The organism is Pseudoalteromonas sp. APC 3691 (assembly GCF_030408135.1).
GTDB lineage: Bacteria > Pseudomonadota > Gammaproteobacteria > Enterobacterales > Alteromonadaceae > Pseudoalteromonas.
On sequence record NZ_JASDCB010000034.1, the window covers coordinates 1 to 23,112 of the forward strand.

Consider the following 23,112-nt stretch of genomic DNA (forward strand, 5'->3'; position numbering starts at 1 on the left):
GCACGCTTTAACATTTTCTTTTTAACTAAGCGCCCTTGTTCATTGCAGCACACCACATGGAAAAATCTTTTTGCTATGTCTAAACCAATTGTTGTAATCTTCATTTTGGTCTTCTCCCTTTGATTATTGTAACCACTTTAATCATGGCACATAGATGCCGTATAGGGAGGAGACCATTACATCAGGTTAAATAAGCTTTAGCTCATTAAGCATTGGTGCATCCATTCTTCGTTACTCAGTATGCTTTTATAAAGCGCGAGTTGGTTTTGTGCTCGCTCTAAATTATGCTCTGCATGAGATACTTTAAAGTACACATCGTTATTTAAGTAATCAGTTAAAAAGCGCACACTTAACATGAGCGGCATTATTTTAGCGCCTAATAATAAGCTTTCTTGCTCTAGTATACTCATGCTACTTTTTAATGGCGTTACATAGCCTTTAACAATGGCTGAAAATATATCTTTTCGAATAACAACGTTGTGTAAGTTTGTTGAATCCTCGGCTTCGGGGGAGCAAAATGTACGTACCATGTCGCCAAAGTCATAAAGCCAAAATCCTGCCATGCAGGTGTCTAAATCAATAACTGCTTTTGCTTTGTGAGTTGTATTACAAAACAGCATATTATTTATTTTTGTATCGTTATGACACACTCTAAGGGGTATGTGTTTAGCTACCTGACTAAGCTCAGTAATTAAATGCTGCTGCGTTAAGCAATATTCTATTTCGTCAGCGCAGTGCTTTACTCTATTAACTACGTTGTTAGTGATTGCGGTATTTAATTGCTCAAAGCGCATCGCTAAGTTATGAAAATCAGGGATTACAGTGTTTAGCTGTTGCGCATCAAAATCTTGTAATGCATGAGCAAATACGCCAAAGGCGTAAGCCGCTTGCTCGCTCTGCTGGGTATTTTTAACAACGTCTTCGCTGTAGCTATCGCTAATATAGTTAAGGACGCGATAATACGCATTATCAATTTTTATTAAGTGTTCGTCGTTTTGTGTAGTTATATGTTTGATTATTTCAAGCGGGTAATTATTTTGCAGTTGTTTAGCATTTAAATGCTGCTCAATTAGTTTTGCATTACTCACTAACTGAGCAGGGTTTTTAAATACCTCAGTATTTAGTTTTTGCACAATAAACTGTTTATCAATACTTGTAAGTAGCCATGTACTATTTATATGACCGCTACCAATCGCACTAACTTGAGTTAACTCAGGGGGCAGTGCTAACAGTTCGCTTAGCTTATTTTGTATTGAGATATTCATTGTGCTCACTTATGCCCTTTTTTTATGCGTATCGGGCAACTATTTTTTCGATAATTTCAGCATTCGCTTCAGGAAAATCATAATTTTCTAATTCAGTAATTGCTACCCATTCGCTAGGTTGCCCTTCAGCGCCATGTGCCTCACCGCTAAAGTTACTTACTACGTGTACATCTAATTTAATGCATTTATCGCCGTAGTCATGTTCAATCACCATCAATTGGCTAGAGCTGTGAATGGTTAGTCCAACTTCTTCAATAAGCTCGCGTTTAAGTGCAACAAACACACTTTCTCCAGCTTCAACTTTACCACCAGGAAATTCCCATAAACCGCCTTGATGTTGTTCATCTGCACGTTTACAAATGAATATAGCGTTATTTTTCTTAATAACACCAACAGCTACATGTACAATTTCTATAGTCATTACTTTAAAACTCCATAAAAAAAAGCGACGCTAGCGCCGCTTTTTAATAAGCTACTGACAATATTGGGTTATTTTAATTTACCGCAACACTGTTTGAATTTTTGACCTGATTTACAAGGACAAGGGTCATTACGACCTACTTTTGGTTCTGTACGAGCCATTACTGTCGCTTCGCCACCTACGTGCTCAGCTTCTTCATGTTGGTATTCGCGAGGAGCATTTTCACTTTTACGGTGTTGCTCTTCTACTTTTTCAACATCTTCTTCTGCGCGTACTTGTACTTTACTTAGAATGCTTACAACATCTACTTTCAAGTTTTCAAGCATTTCGGAGAACAGCTCAAACGATTCACGCTTGTACTCTTGCTTAGGATTCTTTTGCGCGTAACCACGTAAATGAATACCTTGGCGTAAATGATCCATTGCAGCAAGGTGATCTTTCCAATGCTGATCAAGACTCTGTAGCATAATCGCTTTTTCGAATTGACGTAAAACAGAATCGCCAACTTGCTCTTCTTTTTGCTTGTATGACTGCTCAACCGCCTGCTCAATACGCTCACGAAGCTTTTCTTCGTATAGTTTATTGTCATCTGCTAACCACTGAGTAATAGGTAACTCAATTAAGAAGTCTTGTTTTAAACGCTCTTCAAGGCCAGGAATATCCCACATTTCAGCAAGGCTTTGCGGTGCAATGTACTGATCAATTGTATTGCTAAGTACGTCACCACGAATTGCAGTAATAGTTTCTGAAATATCACCTTCTTCAAGTAGTTCGTTACGCTGAGAGTAAACAACACGACGTTGATCGTTTGCTACATCATCGTACTCAAGTAGTTGCTTACGAACGTCGAAGTTACGTGCTTCTACTTTACGCTGTGCATTTTCAATCGCACGGTTTACCCATGGATGTTCAATTGCTTCACCGCGTTGCATGCCTAATTTACGCATCATGTTAGTCATGCGCTCACCGGCAAATATACGCATTAGCGCATCGTCCATCGATAAGTAAAAACGGCTTGAACCAGCATCACCTTGACGACCAGAACGACCACGTAATTGGTTGTCTATACGACGAGATTCGTGACGTTCAGTACCAATGATATGTAAACCGCCGGCATCAATTACTGCATCATGGCGAATTTTCCAAGCTGCTTTAATTTCAGCAATTTGCTCATCAGTTGGGTTTTCAAGTTTTTCAACTTCACTGTTCCAGTTACCACCTAACACGATATCGGTACCACGACCGGCCATGTTTGTTGCAATTGTTACTGTTCCTGGTAGGCCAGCATCTGAAACGATGTCAGCTTCTTGCGCATGAAATTTAGCATTAAGTACATTGTGCTTAATTTTTTCTTTGCGTAAAAACTGCGATAAATACTCAGAGCTTTCAATTGAAATAGTACCAACAAGCACCGGTTGTCCACGGTCTTGGCAGTCTTTAATATCAATTAAAATAGCTTCGTATTTTTCTTCTTGCGTTAGGTAAACTAAATCGGCGCGATCATCACGAATCATCGGCTTATTAGTTGGCATAACAACGGTATCAAGGCCGTAGATTGACTGAAATTCAAATGCTTCAGTATCGGCTGTACCTGTCATACCTGCTAACGTTTCGTATAAACGGAAGTAGTTTTGGAACGTAATAGAGGCAAGTGTTTGGTTCTCGTTTTGAATTTTTACACCTTCTTTTGCTTCAACAGCTTGGTGTAAACCTTCTGACCAACGACGACCTTCCATTGAACGACCCGTATGCTCATCGATAATAATTACTTCGTTTTCTTTTACAACGTAATCAACATCTTTTTGGTATAGCTTATGAGCACGAAGGGCGGCATAAACATGGCTTAGTAGCGTAATGCTTGCTGCTGAATAAAGCGAATCGCCTTCTTCAATTAAGCCGCGCTCAGTAAGTAGCTCTTCTACTTTAATTTGACCACGTTCTGTTAAATGAACTTGCTTAGATTTTTCATCGATAGTGTAATCGCCGTCACCTTCAATGCCTTCTTCGTCTTCTTTTTCTTGAAGCTCAAGTAAAGGGACGATGGTGTTTATTTCAGTGTATAGCTCAGAGCTATCCTCAGCTGGGCCTGAAATAATAAGCGGGGTACGTGCTTCATCAATTAAGATTGAATCCACTTCATCGACTACAGCATAAAATAATGGACGTTGAACTCGTTCATCAATGCTAAAAGCCATGTTGTCACGAAGGTAGTCAAAACCAAATTCGTTATTAGTACCGTATGTAATGTCGGCAGTATAAGCGAGCTTCTTTTGCTGCGGCATCATACCTGGTACATTACAGCCTACTGTAAGGCCTAAAAATTCAAATAACGCACGGTTGGTTTCAGCATCACGTTTAGCAAGGTAGTCATTCACAGTAATTACGTGAACACCTTTACCTGTTAAGCCGTTTAAATAAGCGGGTAGAGTAGCTGTTAGTGTTTTACCTTCACCGGTACGCATTTCTGCGATGCGACCTTGATGTAAAACCATACCACCTAATAGCTGCACGTCGAAATGACGCATGCCATTTACACGCTTTGACGCTTCACGTACCACAGCAAAAGCTTCAGGTAGAATGTCGTCAAGGCCTTGTCCGTTATCGTAACGTTCTCTAAACTCAGCTGTTTTAGCTTTTAAATCTTCATCAGAAAACGCTTCAAGCTGCGTTTCTAGTGCGTTTACTAGTGCGACCGTCTTTCTTAAATTTTTAATAGTGCGGTCATTGCGACTACCAAAAAGCTTGGTAAATAAATTAGATATCATGATAAAACCGTTACAATGTATTCTTTGTCAGCCGAGTATCGGCTAACCCATTTTTAACAATTGGTAATTAATATGTGCTTTTAAGTAACGCTTAGAACATATTAATTAGCAATTTTGTATTAAACCGTTCAAAAAGAACTGTTTATTACGTGCGCTACTATACCAGACTCTGCCAAACAACAAACTATCTCAATAAAAAGATCTGTGTATAAAATCGAAAAATTTGATCTGGTTCGTAAAAATAACTTTGTATTATTCAATTACAGTAAAAATAGCAGCGAACTGTAAAGATATGGTGCTAAATAAATTAAAAACAAGGGTTATAGTTGTGCTTAAGTTTTGCACTTAAACACAGCTATAAAATGAGTGTTTTTTATAATTTAAATTGATTAACCGTTTTGTTAAGCGCCGCCGCTAAATCACTTAAATCGCGAGCTTCGTCAGCGAGCGTATGCGCATGGTCAGCGGTGCTGTTCACTAGGTTATTAATTGCCGAAAGGCTCGTATTAATATCCTCAGCAACGACTGTTTGCTCCTCAGTTGAGGTGGCTATTTGATGACTTTGGTCTTGTACTTTAGTAACCGATTGCGCAATGTTGTGCAAAGAGCTAAGCACTTCTTTAGTTTGAAGCACTGAACCCTCGGTTTGGTCTTGCCCTTGTTGCATCATAACCGAGGCTTGCTGTGCTATTTGCTGCAAGCGCGAAATCATGTTGCGAATATCGTCGGTTGATTCTTGTGTGCGACTTGCTAGCGAGCGTACTTCATCAGCAACCACGGCAAAGCCTCGACCGTGTTCGCCAGCTCGTGCTGCTTCAATAGCGGCATTAAGTGCAAGTAAATTGGTTTGATCGGCAATTGAGTTAATTACATCGACTAATGCCCCAATGTTATTACTTTCCTGTTCAAGACCCGCAACTACTTTGGATGCTTCACCAATATGTAGCGCAAGTTCAGTCATTACTTTTTGTGCTTGCGTAGAGCGGCTAGCACCTTCTGCAGTGATTGCTTGTACTTCTTCAGCTGCGTTATTTGTATGTTGTGCATTACGTGATATTTCAAGCACGGTAGTCGCCATTTCAGTCACTGCGGCACTTACACTATCAACTTGCTGCTTTTCTTGCTGAATTTCAGAATTAGTTTGCTCAGAAACGCTTCTTAATTGAGCTGCTGCGTTGCTTAGTTGCTCTGCTTGGGCTGCGGTTTCGAGCATCATGGCGCGTAACTTATCAATAAACGTATTCATGTGATTGGCCAGTTGGCCGACTTCATCTTGGCTATCAATATCAATTTTTTGAGTAAGATCGCCTTCGCCCGATGCTATATCACGCATAATGTGTGTAAGCGTTATGATTGGCTTTGAAATCATCTGGGTAGCCCACAAAATCATGGCTAATATAATAATTAAGATAATAATTACTGCAGTTGTTGTTGCGGTTACTGCGGCATTTACGGGCGCTTCAATCATACTAGTTGGAATAAGTAGGCCAACATACCAATTTATATAAGGCTGCTCTAACTGCAGACGATGGTAAACTACATAAAACTGCTCGCCTTTAAAAGTAACCATTCGGCTGCCTTTAAGGTTATTTCGCATTTGTGTGTTTAACTCTTTAAAGCCTGCGGTATCTGTAAATTGTTGTTCAAGCGCATCGAGCCCTTCTTTACCGTTTGCACCTTCATCTGTAATTGAAAGCTTATGGCCAGTGGCTTCTGAAAAGTGTACCACTTTTTGATTACCATCTAGTAAAAAACCATAACCTTGGCCATTAAAACGAATATTTTCGACCATGTCGTTAATTTTGTTTAATTGTAAATCAACACCACCCATACCAATGAGTTTACGCTGGGCGTTATAAACAGGTTGTTGTACAACTGCGGATGCTACGCCTGTGGTTAAATCAACAGAGATTGGACCTACATAAAGCTTATTAACTTGCATGGCTTCTTGCCACCAACTACGCTTGTAGGCGTAATAAGGCTGGCCGTTGTAGTGACTTGTACGTTCATTTTCTTTAAAGTATTCACCGGTGGTTGCTGAGGCAAAAAAGGCCGATAAAATATTTTCGTCGTTTGAGCTTAAACGCACAAAGTCTTGGTTTACTTCGTTGTAACCTGGCGCGCTTTCAAGTGCTTGATCGCGTGTATCCCAATTTTCAAAAAAGTTGATTAAATGTGGGTTATTAACAAAGGTTGATACCATTTTACCGTACATCGCGAAGTAACTTTGCATTGAAAGTTGCTCGGTCTGTAGATAACTTTGTGCTTCGTTTTCTATGTTTTCTCTAGAGAGATTGGCAATGTGTTTAACAAAAAATGTTGAGGCGATAATTAGTAAAACGGTAATTGTTCCACCAATCAATAATAATATTTTCTTCCGTAATGATAAATTATTTAGCATGAGTACACATATTTTTATTATTTATGAAATTATATCTAATCATATCTTACTTAAAATCTCTATAAAGTTAGATAGAAAGAACTAATTATGCGTTTAAAATAAAGGCTTATACAAAAATGACAAAGAAAAGTAATAAATTAGTAGTATTAGGTGCAGGCTGGTTAGGACATGTTTTATGCGTAAGTGCACAAAAAGCTGACTGGCAAGTACAAGGAACGCATAGAACAGATATACACGAGTTTGACTTTGAGCGTCAGTTTACACTTGAAGATGGACAATTAAGGCATCAAGTTGATTTACAAGGTGCTTATTGGGTATGTGCTATTCCACCACGTAGCAGGCACAGTGAAAGTAATTATCCTGAAACACTCACCGCAGCGCTTAAGCTTTCAAAGGAGCTAAACGCAAAAGGCTTTTTATTGTGCTCATCAACCGGGGTGTACGATCAAGAGCCTGGTGTATATAGTGAAAGTAGCGATATTTCATGCACAAACGAGCGCCAAATAAAGCTTTACGAAGCTGAAGAGCAAGTGCTTGAACAAGATGGCAAAATACTTCGTTTAGCTGGCTTACTAGGGCCTAATAGAGAACCGGGGCGTTTTGTGGCAGGTAAAGAGCTCAATACATCAAGTGAGCAAGTGGTAAATATGGTGCATCAACAAGATGTAATTAATGCTATTTTTGCGGTGATAGAGCACTGGCAAGTAGGGCAAAATATTTATAATGTGGTTAATCCTGCGCACCCCACAAAAGCTGAATACTACGCTATGAAGTGTCAGCAACATGGTGGTGAAATGCCAACGTTTACAGGAACTGATTCGGCTGAGCGAAAAATATTAGGCTCAGCCATTGAAGCCTTAGGGTTTAGCTATCAGCACGGTATTTAATATGCTGAAGGCAGGGGACTGCTCTCTATAAAGTCGCATAGCTTACCTTCACTTAGTAATGTATTAGCAGCTTCGATATCGGGAGCAAAGTAGCGGTCTTTATCATAATAACTTACATGCTCGCGTAACAATGCTTTAGCGTTTTGCACTTTATCTGATGGTTCAAGCGGCTTTCTAAATTCTAGCCCTTGAACCGATGCTAACCATTCTATTGCCAAAACACCTTGGGTATTATTGGCCATTTCATCTAAGCGCCTTGCTGCAAAGGTTGCCATAGAAACATGATCTTCTTGATTTGCAGATGTAGGCAAGCTATCAACCGAAGCCGGATGCGCTAATGATTTGTTTTCTGATGCAAGCGCTGCTGCGGTAACTTGGGCAATCATAAATCCAGAATTTACCCCGCCGTTTTCAACTAAAAATGGCGGTAATTTGGATAGGTTTGAATCGATAAGTAATGCAATTCGCCTTTCTGCTAATGCGCCAATTTCTGCAATTGCGATTGCTAAGTTGTCAGCGGCCATTGCAACGGGCTCTGCATGAAAGTTTCCTCCCGATATAATGTCGCCTACATCGGCAAAAACTAGGGGATTGTCGGTTACACCGTTTGACTCGCATAGTAACACTTCTGCAGCTTGGCGTATCTGAGTTAGGCAAGCACCTAGCACTTGAGGCTGGCAGCGAAGGCAGTATGGATCTTGTACTTTTTCACAATTGATGTGGGAGTTACTAATCTGAGAGTGCGTATCGAGTAGCTCTCTAAATACTTGAGCGGTGTCTATTTGTCCGCGCTGTCCGCGAATTTCATGAATACGTGCATCAAATGGCGCGCGACTGCCCATTGCGGCTTCTATACTTATCGAGCCGATAACGCAGCTTTGTGCATATAGGTTCTCGCTTCTAAATAGGCCTTGTAGTGCAAACGCAGTCGACGCTTGTGTGCCATTTAATAATGCTAAGCCTTCTTTGGCTGCAAGGGTAAGGGGTTCAAGTCCCGCTATTTTTAACCCTTGTGCTGCGCTAATTATTTCTCCTTTATGTCGCATTTGACCTTCAGCTAATAAAGGTAGACACATATGCGCAAGAGGGGCTAAATCTCCCGATGCCCCCACGGAGCCTTTTTTAGGCACGCATGGATATACTTCGCTACTAAGCAGCTGCATAAAAAATTGGATAACTTGCAGGCGAATGCCCGAATAGCCACGTGAAAGCGAGTTTACTTTTAAGGTGATCATTAACCTTACTGTGCTGTCATCCATGTATTCGCCAATACCCGCAGCGTGTGAAAGCACAATGGAGCGCTGTAATAATTCAAGTTGGTCGTCGGCAATTTTAGTATTGGCTAATAATCCAAAGCCGGTGTTAATTCCATATACAGTGCGGTGTTCATTAATAACATTTTGAACGGTTTGCGCGCTGGCTGCTATTTGCGACTCGGCATGCTTTGCAAGGCTCAGCTTTACCGGTGAATTATTAATTTTTCTTAGTGTGTTTAAATCAAGTGATCCGGGTGTGAGAGTAAGTTCGAACATGATCATTCCTCGTTTAACATAGGTAGGTCTAAATTTTGTTCTTTAGCGCAGTTTTTTGCTATGCCGTATCCGGCATCAGCATGGCGCATTACACCTGTTGCAGGGTCGTTCCACAGTACGCGAGCAATACGCTCTTTAGCTTCATCAGTACCATCGGCAACAATAACTACACCAGAGTGCTGACTAAATCCCATTCCTACACCGCCACCATGATGAAGCGACACCCAAGTAGCGCCACTTGCGGTATTAAGCAGTGCGTTGAGTAATGGCCAATCTGATACTGCATCTGAGCCATCTTTCATGCTCTCTGTTTCGCGGTTAGGGCTGGCAACTGAGCCAGAGTCGAGGTGATCGCGACCAATAACTATAGGGGCTTTAAGTTCGCCATTTTTAACCATTTCATTAAAGGCCAGTGCAAGGCGTGCTCTATCTTTTAGGCCAACCCAGCAAATGCGTGCAGGTAAACCTTGGAATTGTATGCGTTCCCGCGCCATATCAAGCCAGTTATGTAAATGTGCATCATCAGGAATAAGCTCTTTTACTTTAGCGTCGGTTTTATATATATCTTCAGGGTCGCCTGATAATGCTACCCATCTAAATGGTCCAATCCCTTCACAAAATAAAGGGCGAATATATGCAGGCACAAATCCAGGAAAATCAAACGCGTTGGTAACACCCTCATCAAACGCCATTTGACGAATATTATTACCGTAATCAGTAGTGGCGGCACCGGCTTTTTGTAGTGCTAGCATAGCTTTAACTTGGACTGCCATTGATTGTTTAGCGGCTTTTACTACGGCTTTTGGATCTTGCTCACGCATTTTTGCTGCGTACTCCATTGTCCAGCCTTGTGGTAAGTAACCATTTAATGGATCGTGAGCAGATGTTTGATCTGTGACTACATCAGGGGTAATGCCTGTTTTAACCAGTGTACTAAATACATCGGCTGCGTTACCAAGTAAACCCACTGAGAGGGCTTTACCTTTAACACATGCATCGGTTATTAATTGCAGTGCGTGTTCAAGGCTTGTTGCTTTTACATCAACGTAGCCTGTTTTTATACGAAAATCGATACGGCTTTCATCACATTCAACAACCAGTGCACTAAACCCAGCCATTGTAGCTGCAAGTGGTTGCGCACCGCCCATACCACCAAGACCACCTGTTAATACCCATTTACCACTAGCGCTACCTGCAAAATGTTGCTTTGCCATAGCTACAAAGGTTTCGTAAGTTCCTTGTACTATGCCTTGCGAGCCAATATAAATCCAAGAACCCGCCGTCATTTGCCCGTACATCATCAAGCCTTTTTTATCGAGCTCGTTAAAGTACTCCCAATTTGCCCAGTGTGGAACAAGATTTGAGTTAGCTATAAGCACGCGAGGAGCATTACTGTGGGTTTTAAATACACCAACGGGTTTTCCTGATTGTACAAGCAGGGTTTCGTCGCTTTCGAGCCTATCGAGGGTTTCTATAATTTTGTCATAACTTGGCCAATCACGAGCTGCTCGGCCAATACCACCATATACAACAAGTGCATGAGGATGCTCTGCAACTTCAGGGTCTAAATTATTCATTAGCATGCGCTTAGCAGCTTCTGTTTGCCAGCTTTTAGCACTTATTTTATCTCCATGAGGTGCACGTATTACGCGACTTGTGTCGAGTCGGTTGTTCATGTTTTGCTCCTGTTGTATATACAAGATGATTTGTTATAAAAAAAGCGCAGTAAGCGCTATTGTTTGTTATTTTTTAAATGTTAAGTGGCCACCTAAGCGATATTTACTGCCTGGTGATACAAGGCGCGCAAAGCTTACAATGCCTTTAACAGACCAGGTGCGTCGGATTACTTGTAAGCATGGCTCTTCATTATATAAATTTAACCATTGGCACATTTCGCTGTTTGGTATAATGGCCTCTACTGTATGCCTTGCTTGGGTAAGTGGGGCAACACTAGATAGATATTCATGAGGTGTAAGCATGCTAAAGTCTTGTTGTAAGTAGCCAGTCGCAAGGGCAGGGTTTACAAAACGCTCTTCTAGCTGCAAAGGGCTGTCGTTTTCGTTATGCACAAGTACACTTCGATATACAACACTGTCAACCTCAACACCAAGTGCAATGGCAATAGGTGCGACTGCATTTATTGATTCGAGTATGAGTACACTACAGGTGTAGTTGCCGTTACGCTCTTTTACTTCATCAGCAATATTTTTTATTTCAAGTAACGATGACTGCGATTTAAATGTAGCTACAAATGTACCTAACCCTTGGCTGCGGGTTAAAATACCTGCCTCGGTTAATTCGCTTAGTGCTCTGCGGGCTGTCATCCTGCTTACACTAAATTGACTACTTAGTTCGTTTTCAGAGGGAACACGTTGGTTTTCTTGCCACGTACCGCTGCGAATTTTATCAACAATGAATTGTTTTATTTGCGCAAATTTAGGTGTCGTCATTAAATTTATGGTTACATTAAAAATAAACTATATAAATAAGATGACACAATTACCTTGTATATACAAGATGGGTTGTTAGACTATATTTTCATTATTCACGGTGTAAAAAGGGCTGCGATATGCAAAGCACAACACAAAATTATGAGTTAGAAGAAATCGACTTACTTTTAACTGATGCCAATATTGCCACTATGGATAGCAATATAAATGCCCCTTATGGCGCAATTGAAAATGCTGCTATAGCCATTAAAAATGGTAAAATTGTGTGGATTGGAGAGCAATCGACATTGCCTAGTTTTGACGTGTTTGCAACGCCGACATTGAGTGTAAAAGGACAGTGGTTAACGCCGGGCTTAGTAGATTGCCATACTCACTTAGTATTTGCAGGTTCAAGATCGCAAGAGTTTGAACAGCGTTTGCAAGGCGTAAGCTATGAGCAAATTGCGGCACAAGGCGGTGGCATAGCAAGTACGGTTAAAGCCACAAGAGCAGCCGACCGTGAACAATTGTTTGTTGATGCAAAAGATCGCTTAAATACGTTGTTAAAAGAAGGTGTAACCACCGTTGAAATAAAGTCTGGTTATGGGCTAGATACAGAAAACGAGATAAAAATATTAGAAGTCGCTCGTTTATTAGGTGAACATCACCCTATTGATATTAAAACTACTTTTTTAGGGGCGCATGCTCTACCGCCTGAATACAAAGGCCGTGCTGATGAATATATTGATTTAGTGTGTACTGACATGCTAGATCAGGTAGTGGCTAATAATCTTGCTGATGCAGTCGATGTATTTTGTGAAAATGTTGGGTTTAGTTATTCGCAAACCAAACGTGTTTTCCAGGCGGCTAAAAAGCATAACCTCCCAGTAAAATGCCATGCTGAGCAGTTATCTAATCAACAGGGTGCTAAGCTGGTGGCGCAGTTTAATGGCCTTTCGGCGGATCATATTGAGCATCTAGATGAAGAGGGTGTAAAAGCCATGGCAGACGCTGGGACGGTAGCGGTGTTATTGCCAGGTGCATTTTATTTTTTAAGAGAAACTAAATTCCCACCTATTGAATTACTTAATCAATATAAAGTACCTATAGCTATTGCGAGTGATTTTAACCCAGGTACTTCACCGCTGTGCTCAGTGCACTTGATGATGAACATGGCATGCACATTGTTTAGATTAACACCTGAGCAAGCATTAGCTGGTGTTACTCGAAATGCAGCTAAAGCACTAGGTTTAGACGACCGTGGTATTTTAAAGGTTGGCGCAAGAGCTGATATTGCGCATTGGCAAATAAGTCATCCATCACAATTAAGTTACCAATTTGGCGTAAATAAACTGTTAAATTTATGGATTTTGGGTAGAATTAATTAGTTTGTATTATTTTTACCCACATATAACTTGGTTTAAACTTTTTTAGCGAATACGGATGCCGTTAATTTGAACATACTAACCGACAGTAATTTCCCAATATTTTTTAGTGGTGCACTATTAATGGCGATGATCGCCACTTTATTTGCTGTTAAAAATGCCAGTATTAAATTTAGTTATTTATGCACAGCTGCTGTTGGTTTAGCTATCTTAAGCAGCGGTGCGGCTTGGCTTGCTATTTTACTAGCCTTTGGGTTTTGTTTTCACTTATGGCAAGCATTTGAGCGAAATAATTGGAGCATGATAATTACCAGCTCAATGGCTGGTCTTTTATTTGTTGTTCTATTTTCAGCTCATTTATTATTGGAAGTTCCGCTATTTTGGGTTGTGTTAGCAATATTATTATTAGCTATTGTTGGCTTTTTAAATGATGAAAGTGCTGAAATAGAAGTCGTTATAGAGCCAGAACCTGAAGGTGATGCATTTATTGAAGAGTCTCCGCTTTCAGTTTTTGCAGATAGAAAACAGTTACGCCAAGGTTACTATGCATGGTGCGACAACAAACAAATAAGCGCAGCGTTAATCGTTATTCGCCTTGAAGGCTTTGAGCAAGTTAACCAGCATATTGGACGCGACTTTGGCGATATACTGTTAGCGCAATCGGCTAATCGAATAAAAGAGCTACTTTCAAGTGACGAAATAGTGACTTTAACTGGGCAAGAAAAGCTAGCCCACTTAGGGGGTCTTAACTTTGCATTTATTTGTAGTTTCGCGAATCAAAAACACTTACATGAATTAGTTATTGACCAAATACTGGGTGCAACGCTTAAGCCATTTAATGTTGCTAACTGCACTGTAGAAGTAAAAGCTAGAGCGAGTTATGTTGATTGTAATGAGCAAGATAACAACTTTGATAATTTAATATCGTACGCATACCTAGCACTCGATAGCCACCCAGATCGCAAGGTTGTGCCTTATCATCAACAAATGATGATTGAATTGCGAGAGCAACAAGCGCGACTAAAGGAATTAGCAAATATTGATTTTTCGAGCGAGTTAGAGCTTTATTTTCAGCCTATTATTTGTAACGAAAACGGTCAAATTGAGTTTTTAGAATTACTACTGCGTTGGCAGCACCCTAAGCAAGGGATTTTATCCGCTAACAGGTTTATCGACGACATTAGAATTGCAGGGCTTGGTTATCCACTCGCTAAATTTGTAATAGAGAGAGCTGCTGAGCTTGCAATGGCGCTTAGAATAGAAGGTATTTCTATACCGCTTAGCATTAACGTATTTGGTCCTGAAATGCTTAACGAAGAGTTTATTGAATTTGTTGATGTTGTTTTAAGTGAGCATCACTTGGAAGCTGGCGATTTAATTGTTGAATGCCCTTTGCATATTTTTGCGGGACTAGATGATAAAGGCAGAGGCATGATCGCAAGGCTTAATAACATAGGCTTAAAAGTATGTGTTGATGGACTTGGTGATAACCCGGTACTGCTTTCTAAGTTACCAAGTCTAGCGGTAGAGTATATTAAGGTTTCACCTTCACTTACTGCTGACTTTAGTAATCAAAACAATATACGCAGTTTAGTTAGCGGAATGGTTGAAATGCATAACCAACAAAAAACAAAAGTGATTTTTGAAGGGGTAGAAACACTTGAGCAACTTAAGTTTGTAAAAAGCTTAAAAGGTTATGCTGCCCAAGGTTATTACTTTGGTCACCCGCTAAGTAGTATCGGTTTAATGAGTTGGCTAAAAGAGTGGCGATTAGTTCAACAGCGCTAAGTGTTTTCTTTGGCTTGTAGGTAGCTATTCACAAGTGCACTGATCACTTGCCCTACATGGGCAGCACCGGCATCTAACCCGCTAGGGTGCTGGCTAGGCGCTGCTTCACATAAATGTAAGTACTTAGAGTGGCGATGGTTTGCTGCTAAATGCACAAAGTGCTCAGTGTCATTCACACTAAATCCGCAACATGTGTACGCACTCACCGGCATGTAAGTAATACTATCTAAATCAACTTCAATACCCAGTGGTAAATCGTTAAAATTACTTAATGCGTTTTCAATTGCCTGCGTGAGTGTAGTTTTTCGCTTAACTTGTATTGATTGATAGCTATCAAACGTAAAGTTAGCTTCACTCATTGCATCTATAATTGCTTGATTGTTTTTTATCTCATGTAAGCCAATAACGTGGTAATTACTTAGATGTTGCTCGTTATAAGCGTAGCGAAAGCCATTGCCGCTATGGCGACCTTCACATTCTCTAAAGTCGGCATGAGGGTCAAAGTTGATAGCATTAATAGGTGTATTTTTTGACTTACTCAGGGCACGGATAATTCCCAAGCAATTGTTATGACCTCCGCCAATAACGATTGGCTCAAGCCCCGCTTTAAAAATAAGGCTCAATACCGACTCTACGCGTTCATCAAGCTGTTGGCATAAATCTCGTAATTGAGTTAACTGCTGGCCTTGCTGATTATTAAGCTGGTTGCTTTGCGCCATTAAATCATCAGTATTAACTTCACCCAATAAAAGCACTTTTTGAGTGGCAATAAATTGATTGTGAGGTTGGTTTAAAAAGCGTTTTAAAAAAGCCGGCCATGCTTCGTTTGCACCGCCATTTCCTAAGTTTGCTTTTGGGCCGATATCTTCGCAAATACCCAGAAGTACATAGCGGATGCCAAATTGAGCAGCGTCAACAAGTGCTTGTTGCAGGTTTACTTGGGTGTCGAGCAAGGCCATTGATTGCCATGCTTTTTTCTCATTTGCGCGGGTAGAGCAAAGTGTTCTAACCGCGCTTTCATCATATACTTTTAAATGGGAAGTCACGTTATACTTCTACAACTTCCAACTCTAATTCTTCTGCAGATAAAACAATGCCTGTGCTATCAGCATAAATAAAGTCGTCATCAAAAAATGATACCCCAGCAAAGTTAACGCCTATAGCATCTTCACCAGCACCTTCGCTGTCGGCTGCAACAGGGATTGAAGCAATTGCTTGAATGCCTAAATCAAGCTCTTCAAGCTCATCAACGTGGCGTACTGCGCCGTAAACAACAATACCATTCCAGTTGTTTTCAAGTGCTAGCTCAGCCAGTTCAATGTCGATTAGTGCGCGACGAGTTGAGCCGCCACCATCAATAAGAAGTACTAGGTCTGTACCATCTTGAGAAAGTAATTCGCGGATGAGTTCATTATTTTCAAAACATTTAACCGTTTTAATGCGGCCACCAAAGCTGTGTCGACCACCAAAGTTGATGAACATAGGCTCTAGCACGTCAACCACGTCAGCAAAGTGGTCGCATAAATCAGAAGTGCTGTAATCCATTATTTTATCCTCAAAAGGTACATTAATTTATATCTCAGTATACCCTCCTTATAAGCAATAACAACGACTTAATCGCAGTAAATTTAGGCAAAACAAGCGCTAAATCATTAATCGCAATAATAGTGTATTAAAAGCGTCACTCAATTGTTATTTACAACACATAAGCTAAATCGGTGTTCATATGTTATGCAATGAGGGATGGTGATGAATAATAATATGCTTAAAAAGGTAACTCAGATAGATGAGCAATTATTTTTAACTTTGTTTAATTGCAATTCACCGAGGTGGTTTAAAACAATGGCCTTTGGTTTGTCTAAAAGCGGTGATGGTGGGCTTTATATATTAATATGCTTAGCAGTGTGGTGGCTTAGTAATAATGAACAGCACCAATTATTGCCTGTCACTATATTAATTGGTTTTGCTATAGAAAGACCTATTTACCTACTAGCTAAAAATAGATTTGCTCGGATCCGTCCATGCGACTGCTTAGTAACAAATGCCTATATAGTACCAAGCGATAAATTTAGTTTACCATCGGGTCACAGTGCTGCTGCCTTTTTAGTGGCAATTATATTAAGCCATTTTTTTCCAGAATATGCATTACTACTATTTAGTTGGGCTACCGGCGTTGCTATGTCTCGTGTGGTATTGGGTGTGCACTTTCCTGCTGATATTATAATAGGCGCAACGATTGGTAGTTTTTGTGGTTTATTTGCGTTAGCACTCGTGGTGCCTGCATGAAAATATTGTATGGAGTACAAGGTACCGGTAATGGTCATATAACGCGCGCTCGGGTTATGGCAAGCTGCTTTAATAAGCTCGGTATTGATGTTGATTATGTGTTTTCAGGGCGCGCAAATAAAGATTACTTTGATATGCACGAATTCTCAGATTATAAAGCGTATCGTGGTTTGTCGTTTAGCACTGAAAATGGGCAAGTTAAAAATTTAAAAACACTTAAAAACATGCGAATTTGTAAGTTGGTGAGTGATATAAAATCGCTTGAGATAAAACAGTACGATTTTATACTTAACGACTTTGAGCCTGTTACAGCATGGGCTGCAAAACGGGCAGGTATACCCGTTATTGGCATTAGTCACCAAGCAGCATTTTTGTCAGATAACGTACCTATGTTTGGTCGTGGCGTCCTGAGAAAATCACTTATCAAACATTATGCACCAGCGACTACCTACTTAGGCGTGCACTGGCAACCATTTGCAAATAATATAATACCGCCTTTTATTGCTCATCATAATCACGACAATCCTGTAGCCGTAATGAACAAGGTATTGGTATATTTACCTTTCGAAAACTTAGATAGCGTTGTTGATTATTTAAAAGACTTTCCCGAAAAAGAATTTTATTGCTATCACCCAAATGCCACCAATCAATCTTTTGGACATATACATTTACGAGCCCCTTCACGCTCTGGTTTTTTAAACGACTTAGCAAACACAAGTGGCGTTATTGGTAATGCGGGATTTGAGCTTGCCAGTGAAGCGCTTAAGTTAGGTAAAAAGTTACTATTAAAGCCTTTAGATGGTCAGTTTGAGCAAGCAGCAAATGCAAAAACTTTATTTGCCATGGGCATGGCGCATGTTATGAACTATTTAAACCCACAAGCCCTTGATGATTGGAATAGCGCACCGCAAAACAAGCAGATAAATTACCCCAGCGATCCCGCGCCTTTAATTGATTGGTTGGTTAAACAACAATGGAATAACACACAATCGTTACATAAAGGTTTGTGGGATAGTGTCGCCTTATAGCCATCACATTTAAACTGTTTAGAATTACCAATAATAAAAAGTTAAATTAATTAGTCGCTTTTGATCTATTAGCTATAATAAAAATGCATATTCAAAAAAGGCGTTAGCGATGAGTTTTTTACAAAACTTAACAATTAAACGACGTTTACAACTAAACGCAGTCGTTGTTGGTTTAGCAATGGTGGTCCTTTTATGCGTGATTATTTTTGAATCACGTACAACCTTGAGCTTAAACAAGACTATTCAATTAGCAGAAGAGCTCAACGTACATGCATTAGCATTGCGTAAACATGAAAAAAACTTTTTGTTTTATAAACAAGAAGACGCGTTAACTGCATTTGAAACGGATTTTGAGCAGTTAAGTGATAAAGTAAAAAAGTTACAACAGTTAATGGCTAACCAAAGTATCGCACAGGAGCAGGTCCAGCGCTTTGAGCAACTAATAAATAGCTATAATAATGATTTTGAAACTGTTGTTAAGCTTCAAAAAGAGATTGGTTTAACCCCGACCGACGGGTTATATGGCAAGCTTAGAAGCTCGGTTCATGAAGTTGAGCAACTATTAAAAGAGCAGCAAAATTACCAACTGCTGTCGTCAATGCTGCAACTAAGACGCTCAGAAAAAGATTTCATGCTGAGATTTGATATTAAGTACCTAGGGCGTTTTAATGAGGGAATTAATACATTTAAGCAGCAGATAGCTGCAGCACAGCTGCCAAGCGACTATAAAGCACAAATTAATCCTTTGATTGATATATACCAAAGCGAATTTCAAACACTTGTGCAGGCGCAAACTAAGCTAGGGCTAGATCTTGAGTCAGGCGCACTTGGAGTAATGCGTGACAGTGTAGATAAAAGCGACGCCATTGTTTCTAAAATCGTTAAAGACACTAAGTTACAAGTAGAGCAAAGTGTAGAGCAGGCTCAATTTTTAGCTATTTTGGTATTTGTGATTGCAGGTGTGATTGTATTAGCACTCGTTTATTTTACAAGCCACTCCATTATTGTACCTATTGAGCGGGTTTATCACACCATTAACGATATTCGTCGTAATAATGATTTGAGCGTGATGATAGAGCAAACTGGTAAAGACGAAATTACCACCATGACGGTCGACTTTAATAGCTTAATAGGCGATTTTAAGAACTTAATTAACGAAGTTAATGGTGCTTTAAACACGCTTAATGTAGCAACAGAGCATTTATCACAAAGTACCGCAGCAACAAGCTCTGGTATGCAAGAGCAACTACATGAAGCCGACATGGTTGCAACTGCAGCCACCGAAATGCAGGCGACGATTCAGGATATTTCACATAATACTGAGGCGGCTGCGAAAAAAGCAGAGTCAACAAATTTAAGTGCACAACAAGGGCGTAGTGAAGTAGATTCTACCGTTAAGCACATTAGGGCCCTATCTGATTCGCTGGGGAATGCATCAAATGTAGTGTCGCAACTTGAAAAAGATGGTGAAACAATTGGTTCAGTGCTTGATGTAATTCGAGGGATTGCAGATCAAACAAATTTACTTGCACTTAATGCGGCAATAGAAGCGGCCCGTGCTGGTGAGTATGGTCGTGGTTTTGCTGTTGTTGCAGATGAGGTTCGTTCATTAGCAAAGCGTACTCAAGAGTCTACAAGTGAGATTGAAGGTATTATAAGTACCTTACAGCAGCGTACTCAAGAAGTGGTGAGTATTATGCACAAATGTCGCTCTCAAGGTGATGAAAGTGCCTCGCAAGCAATTAAAGCAGGTGAGCTATTAGGCGCAATTACTGAAGATGTACAAACAATAATGGAAATGAGCTCTCAAATAGCGGTTGCTATTGATGAGCAAAGCCAAGTGGCATCAGAGGTTAATAAAAATGTAGTAAGAATTCGCGATATTGCACAAGACGCAACTGAACACGCTGCTAACAATGCGCAAACAAGTGAAGAGGTCTCTGAGCAGGCTCGCGTTCTGTTCACTGCAATTGATAAATTTAAGGTTTAATAACGCTTAATAGAACGGGCCTATAAAGTTTAAGGAACAAATTTTATAGGCACGCTATCTTTACTTTTTTCGTGTTCAGTTACCCGCGCTAAATATTCACTCCACAATATATCTTGTTGCTGTTGTAGTTTTTCAAAGTAGCGCCAGCTAAATAGTCCGCTGTTATGGCCATCGTCAAAATCTAGACGAAGTGCGTAATGCCCAACAGGTACAATACTTTTTATTCCTACAGCTTGCTTATTAAGTACTAGCTTCATTGGGCCAGAGCCATGGCCCTGCACTTCAGCAGAGGGAGAGTGAACGCGTAAAAATTCACAGCTAAATACAGCTTTACTGTCATCATCAAAGTAAACATCTAGATTTTTACTTACACTGTGGTAATGCACTTTTGTTACGTGTTTCATTTAATATATCCCATTAAAAAGCCCCCAATCTGGAGGCTTTTAGTATAACGTTTATATTCGTTTTATAGAATAAAGCGGCTTAAGTCTTCATCTTCAACAAGTGCACCTAAGTGTTTTTCAACGTAAGCGGCGTCGATTACTAATGACGAGCCTGCTTTTTCAGAAGCATCGTATGAAATTTCTTCCATCAATCTTTCCATTACAGTGTGTAGACGACGAGCACCGATGTTTTCGGTTTTCTCGTTAACTTGCCAAGCTGCTTTGGCAATACGCTCAATTGCATCGTCGCTAAACTCAATCGATACCTGCTCAGTTTTAAGCAGCTCTCGTTGTTGCTCGGTAAGCGATGCATGAGGCTCTGTAAGGATGCGTTTAAAGTCATCTGCAGTAAGTGCTTCAAGTTCTACTCGAATCGGTAAGCGGCCCTGTAGCTCTGGGATCATATCTGATGGCTTTGCCATCTGAAACGCACCAGAGGCAATAAACAGCATATGGTCAGTTTTAACCATTCCGTGCTTAGTATTTACAGTTGAACCTTCAATTAGCGGTAGTAAGTCGCGTTGAACACCTTCTCGGCTCACATCTGGACCTGAAGAATCGCCGCGCTTACAAATTTTGTCTATTTCATCAATAAACACAATACCGTTTTGCTCTACTGCAAAAATAGCTTGTTCTTTTAGCTCTTCAGGATTTACTAATTTAGCGGCTTCTTCTTCCGTTAATAGTTTGAAGGCTTCTTTGATTTTTAGTTTACGCTTAGTGCGCTTATCGCCGCCCATGTTTTGAAACATGCTTTGTAGCTGGTTGGTCATATCTTCCATACCAGGAGGCGCCATAATTTCTACGTTTGGTTGTGCTTGTGCTAAATCGATTTCAATTTCTTTATCATCTAGCTGACCTTCACGTAGCTTTTTACGGAACGCTTGGCGAGTTGATGAGTTATCATCACGCTGCGTTTCGCCGTATTGATCTTTCGCTGGTGGTAAAAGGGCATCTAAAATGCGCTCTTCTGCTGCTTCTTCGGCGCGATGTTTAAATTTCTTAGTCTGCTGTTCGCGAGTCATTTTAATTGATACATCGACTAAATCGCGGATGATAGTCTCAACTTCTTTACCAACATAGCCAACTTCAGTGAACTTAGTCGCTTCTACTTTAATAAAGGGTGCGTTAGCAAGTTTTGCTAATCGGCGGGCAATTTCTGTTTTACCTACACCGGTTGGACCAATCATTAAAATGTTTTTTGGTGTTACTTCGCTGCGTAAATCTTCTTTGAGTTGCATGCGGCGCCAGCGGTTACGAAGTGCAATAGCCACTGCTTTTTTTGCTTTAGCCTGACCTATAATGTGCTGATCTAGCTCATGAACAATTTCTCTTGGGGTCATATCAGACATGATAGTTCCTATTATAATTCTTCGATTGTTTGGAAGTTATTAGTAAATACGCAGATGTTGCCTGCAATAGTTAAGCTTTTCTCTACTATTTCACGAGCGCTTAAATCTGTATTTTCTAAAAGGGCGGTTGCCGCTGATTGTGCAAAGTTACCACCACTGCCAATTGCAATTAGGTCGTTTTCAGGTTGAACCACATCGCCATTACCGGTAATAATTAAAGAGGCTGTCTCGTCTGCTACAGCGAGCAGAGCTTCGAGTTTTCGAAGTGCACGGTCGCTGCGCCAATCTTTAGCCATTTCTACTGCGGCTTTAGTCAGGTTTCCTTGGTGCATTTCTAATTTGCTTTCAAAGCGTTCGAAAAGAGTGAAGGCATCAGCAGTACCGCCGGCAAAACCAGCGATTACTTTGCCATTATAAAGACGTCGAACTTTACGGGCGTTGCCCTTCATTACGGTATTACCAAGAGACACTTGGCCATCGCCGCCAATTACAACCTTGTCGCCACGGCGTACACTTACGATAGTAGTCATGTTATTCCTCATCATCGAGCTGCAGAGGCAACTCGTAAAAAACGATTATGAAGAGGTTATATGGGTGAATGGTTTATTTTCAAGTCCAGCCCCAAATTCCGCAGCCGACTATTTTTACACGTTTAAGTTTGTTTTTATCGCTTTCGGCTTGGCGTTTGGTTTTATAAGGGCCTAAACGTACTTTATACCAAGTACCATTGCTGCCTTCAGCCTGTTTTATCTCAGAAATGAGCCCTGCAAATGCGATTTTAGCTTTTAATGATTCAGCTTGTGCATGAGTTCTGAACGAACCGCATTGCATAACATAAGGACCTTTTTGCTCAAGTTCTTTTACTTCAACTTGAATCTCGTGGTTTCTTATTTCTTTAATAAATTCCGGTGTACGTGGAATAACAACTTCTACTTTTGCGGGTGCAGTTGGGTTAGCTTGTTTTTCGACAAGTTTTGGATCGGCATTACTTTTTATAAACCATAGTGTGTAGGCAAAACCACCTACAAGTAAGATGGCTATAACGGCTAAAAGAATAGGAAATGGTTTTTTAGCGGGTGCGTTTTTTTTACTGTTTCTGCCTGCAGGCTTTTTATTAATATAATCGTGCTGTGCCATGGT

General features: G+C 40.4%; 19 protein-coding genes and 1 pseudogene. 6 read left to right on the forward strand and 14 right to left on the reverse strand.

Translation table 11 applies throughout. The annotated features are described in order from the left end of the window. The 5 genes and pseudogenes from QL998_RS12000 to QL998_RS12020 form a co-directional block, all read right to left on the reverse strand. Positions 1-104, reverse strand: a pseudogene (locus tag QL998_RS12000) (IS110 family transposase); the annotation flags it as partial. A 93-nt stretch (positions 105-197) separates the two neighbouring features. After that, positions 198-1,265: a phosphotransferase gene (locus tag QL998_RS12005; RefSeq protein WP_182197458.1), complete on the reverse strand. Its 1,068-nt coding sequence runs from the start codon at positions 1,263-1,265 to the stop codon at positions 198-200. Between the two features lie 22 nt (positions 1,266-1,287). Continuing rightward, positions 1,288-1,686 carry an 8-oxo-dGTP diphosphatase MutT gene (gene mutT / locus QL998_RS12010; RefSeq protein ID WP_182197459.1) on the reverse strand — a complete coding sequence of 133 codons (399 nt, stop codon included), beginning with the start codon at positions 1,684-1,686 and terminating at the stop codon, positions 1,288-1,290. A gap of 68 nt (positions 1,687-1,754) precedes the next feature. Then, positions 1,755-4,451 (reverse strand): preprotein translocase subunit SecA, encoded by a 2,697-nt coding sequence (gene secA / locus QL998_RS12015; RefSeq protein ID WP_290192767.1) that lies wholly within the window; start codon positions 4,449-4,451, stop codon positions 1,755-1,757. Between the two features lie 373 nt (positions 4,452-4,824). Then, entirely contained in the window at positions 4,825-6,852 is a 2,028-nt protein-coding gene (locus QL998_RS12020; protein ID WP_165723711.1) for a methyl-accepting chemotaxis protein, read from the reverse strand. Between the two features lie 116 nt (positions 6,853-6,968). Here QL998_RS12020 and QL998_RS12025 point away from each other — a divergent pair, with 116 nt between their 5' ends. Continuing rightward, the gene (locus tag QL998_RS12025) at positions 6,969-7,739 is read left to right on the forward strand and encodes an NADP-binding protein (protein WP_165723712.1); all 771 of its coding nucleotides are present in this window, start codon (positions 6,969-6,971) and stop codon (positions 7,737-7,739) included. On the opposite strand, the gene hutH is transcribed toward QL998_RS12025, so the two are convergent. The 3 genes from hutH to hutC form a co-directional block, all read right to left on the reverse strand. Next, a complete protein-coding gene (gene hutH, locus QL998_RS12030) occupies positions 7,736-9,271 on the reverse strand; it encodes a histidine ammonia-lyase (protein WP_165723713.1) in 1,536 nt (511 codons plus the stop codon). The two genes, QL998_RS12025 and hutH, sit on opposite strands and share 4 nt — an antisense overlap. A 2-nt stretch (positions 9,272-9,273) precedes the next feature. Beyond that, the gene (gene hutU, locus QL998_RS12035; RefSeq protein ID WP_290192768.1) at positions 9,274-10,947 is read right to left on the reverse strand and encodes a urocanate hydratase; all 1,674 of its coding nucleotides are present in this window, start codon (positions 10,945-10,947) and stop codon (positions 9,274-9,276) included. A gap of 66 nt (positions 10,948-11,013) precedes the next feature. Then, a complete protein-coding gene (hutC, locus tag QL998_RS12040; protein ID WP_182693113.1) occupies positions 11,014-11,721 on the reverse strand; it encodes a histidine utilization repressor in 708 nt (235 codons plus the stop codon). Between the two features lie 119 nt (positions 11,722-11,840). Between hutC and hutI the strand changes: the two genes are divergently transcribed. Together hutI and QL998_RS12050 are read left to right on the forward strand one after the other, a co-directional pair. Then, positions 11,841-13,088, forward strand: coding sequence for an imidazolonepropionase (hutI, locus tag QL998_RS12045; RefSeq protein ID WP_290192769.1), 1,248 nt, complete (start codon positions 11,841-11,843; stop codon positions 13,086-13,088). Positions 13,089-13,208: 120 nt separating this feature from the next. Next, positions 13,209-14,873 carry a GGDEF domain-containing phosphodiesterase gene (locus tag QL998_RS12050; protein WP_002959950.1) on the forward strand — a complete coding sequence of 555 codons (1,665 nt, stop codon included), beginning with the start codon at positions 13,209-13,211 and terminating at the stop codon, positions 14,871-14,873. On the opposite strand, the gene QL998_RS12055 is transcribed toward QL998_RS12050, so the two are convergent. Together QL998_RS12055 and rraA are read right to left on the reverse strand one after the other, a co-directional pair. Then, positions 14,870-15,919, reverse strand: a complete 1,050-nt coding sequence (locus QL998_RS12055; RefSeq protein ID WP_290192770.1) for a formimidoylglutamase — start codon at positions 15,917-15,919, stop codon at positions 14,870-14,872. The genes QL998_RS12050 and QL998_RS12055 overlap by 4 nt on opposite strands. Position 15,920: 1 nt before the next feature. Then, complete coding sequence (gene rraA / locus QL998_RS12060; protein ID WP_002959955.1) at positions 15,921-16,418, reverse strand: ribonuclease E activity regulator RraA; 498 nt, start codon at positions 16,416-16,418, stop codon at positions 15,921-15,923. Between the two features lie 201 nt (positions 16,419-16,619). On the opposite strand from rraA, the gene QL998_RS12065 reads away from it, so the two are divergent. From QL998_RS12065 to QL998_RS12075, 3 genes are all read left to right on the forward strand, one after another. After that, positions 16,620-17,159: a phosphatase PAP2 family protein gene (locus tag QL998_RS12065; protein ID WP_024596307.1), complete on the forward strand. Its 540-nt coding sequence runs from the start codon at positions 16,620-16,622 to the stop codon at positions 17,157-17,159. Then, a complete protein-coding gene (locus QL998_RS12070; RefSeq protein WP_290192771.1) occupies positions 17,156-18,187 on the forward strand; it encodes an MJ1255/VC2487 family glycosyltransferase in 1,032 nt (343 codons plus the stop codon). Before QL998_RS12065 ends, QL998_RS12070 begins: the two co-directional genes overlap by 4 nt. Before the next feature lie 109 nt (positions 18,188-18,296). Further along, entirely contained in the window at positions 18,297-20,177 is a 1,881-nt protein-coding gene (locus QL998_RS12075) for a methyl-accepting chemotaxis protein (protein ID WP_290192772.1), read from the forward strand. A 29-nt stretch (positions 20,178-20,206) separates the two neighbouring features. Here the strand turns inward: QL998_RS12075 and QL998_RS12080 are convergent, their stop codons facing one another. The 4 genes from QL998_RS12080 to QL998_RS12095 form a co-directional block, all read right to left on the reverse strand. Beyond that, positions 20,207-20,581: a gamma-butyrobetaine hydroxylase-like domain-containing protein gene (locus QL998_RS12080; protein ID WP_182733615.1), complete on the reverse strand. Its 375-nt coding sequence runs from the start codon at positions 20,579-20,581 to the stop codon at positions 20,207-20,209. Positions 20,582-20,643: 62 nt separating this feature from the next. Beyond that, complete coding sequence (hslU, locus tag QL998_RS12085) at positions 20,644-21,972, reverse strand: HslU--HslV peptidase ATPase subunit (RefSeq protein ID WP_002958365.1); 1,329 nt, start codon at positions 21,970-21,972, stop codon at positions 20,644-20,646. Between the two features lie 11 nt (positions 21,973-21,983). Continuing rightward, positions 21,984-22,502 carry an ATP-dependent protease subunit HslV gene (hslV, locus tag QL998_RS12090; RefSeq protein WP_002958366.1) on the reverse strand — a complete coding sequence of 173 codons (519 nt, stop codon included), beginning with the start codon at positions 22,500-22,502 and terminating at the stop codon, positions 21,984-21,986. Between the two features lie 79 nt (positions 22,503-22,581). After that, complete coding sequence (locus tag QL998_RS12095; protein WP_007582031.1) at positions 22,582-23,109, reverse strand: SPOR domain-containing protein; 528 nt, start codon at positions 23,107-23,109, stop codon at positions 22,582-22,584. Positions 23,110-23,112: the final 3 nt, after the last annotated feature.

Bases quoted from the DNA above. Each gene is read 5' to 3' on its own strand.
- rraA (WP_002959955.1), bottom strand. From the start codon at position 16,418: ATGGATTACAGCACTTCTGATTTATGCGACCACTTTGCTGACGTGGTT.
- QL998_RS12020 (WP_165723711.1), bottom strand. From the start codon at position 6,852: ATGCTAAATAATTTATCATTACGGAAGAAAATATTATTATTGATTGGT.
- secA (WP_290192767.1), bottom strand. From the start codon at position 4,451: ATGATATCTAATTTATTTACCAAGCTTTTTGGTAGTCGCAATGACCGC.
- QL998_RS12070 (WP_290192771.1), top strand. From the start codon at position 17,156: ATGAAAATATTGTATGGAGTACAAGGTACCGGTAATGGTCATATAACG.
- mutT (WP_182197459.1), bottom strand. From the start codon at position 1,686: ATGACTATAGAAATTGTACATGTAGCTGTTGGTGTTATTAAGAAAAAT.
- QL998_RS12095 (WP_007582031.1), bottom strand. From the start codon at position 23,109: ATGGCACAGCACGATTATATTAATAAAAAGCCTGCAGGCAGAAACAGT.
- QL998_RS12025 (WP_165723712.1), top strand. From the start codon at position 6,969: ATGACAAAGAAAAGTAATAAATTAGTAGTATTAGGTGCAGGCTGGTTA.
- QL998_RS12005 (WP_182197458.1), bottom strand. From the start codon at position 1,265: ATGAATATCTCAATACAAAATAAGCTAAGCGAACTGTTAGCACTGCCC.
- hutH (WP_165723713.1), bottom strand. From the start codon at position 9,271: ATGTTCGAACTTACTCTCACACCCGGATCACTTGATTTAAACACACTA.
- QL998_RS12080 (WP_182733615.1), bottom strand. From the start codon at position 20,581: ATGAAACACGTAACAAAAGTGCATTACCACAGTGTAAGTAAAAATCTA.
- QL998_RS12050 (WP_002959950.1), top strand. From the start codon at position 13,209: ATGGCGATGATCGCCACTTTATTTGCTGTTAAAAATGCCAGTATTAAA.
- hslV (WP_002958366.1), bottom strand. From the start codon at position 22,502: ATGACTACTATCGTAAGTGTACGCCGTGGCGACAAGGTTGTAATTGGC.
- hslU (WP_002958365.1), bottom strand. From the start codon at position 21,972: ATGTCTGATATGACCCCAAGAGAAATTGTTCATGAGCTAGATCAGCAC.
- hutU (WP_290192768.1), bottom strand. From the start codon at position 10,947: ATGAACAACCGACTCGACACAAGTCGCGTAATACGTGCACCTCATGGA.
- QL998_RS12075 (WP_290192772.1), top strand. From the start codon at position 18,297: ATGAGTTTTTTACAAAACTTAACAATTAAACGACGTTTACAACTAAAC.
- hutI (WP_290192769.1), top strand. From the start codon at position 11,841: ATGCAAAGCACAACACAAAATTATGAGTTAGAAGAAATCGACTTACTT.
- hutC (WP_182693113.1), bottom strand. From the start codon at position 11,721: ATGACGACACCTAAATTTGCGCAAATAAAACAATTCATTGTTGATAAA.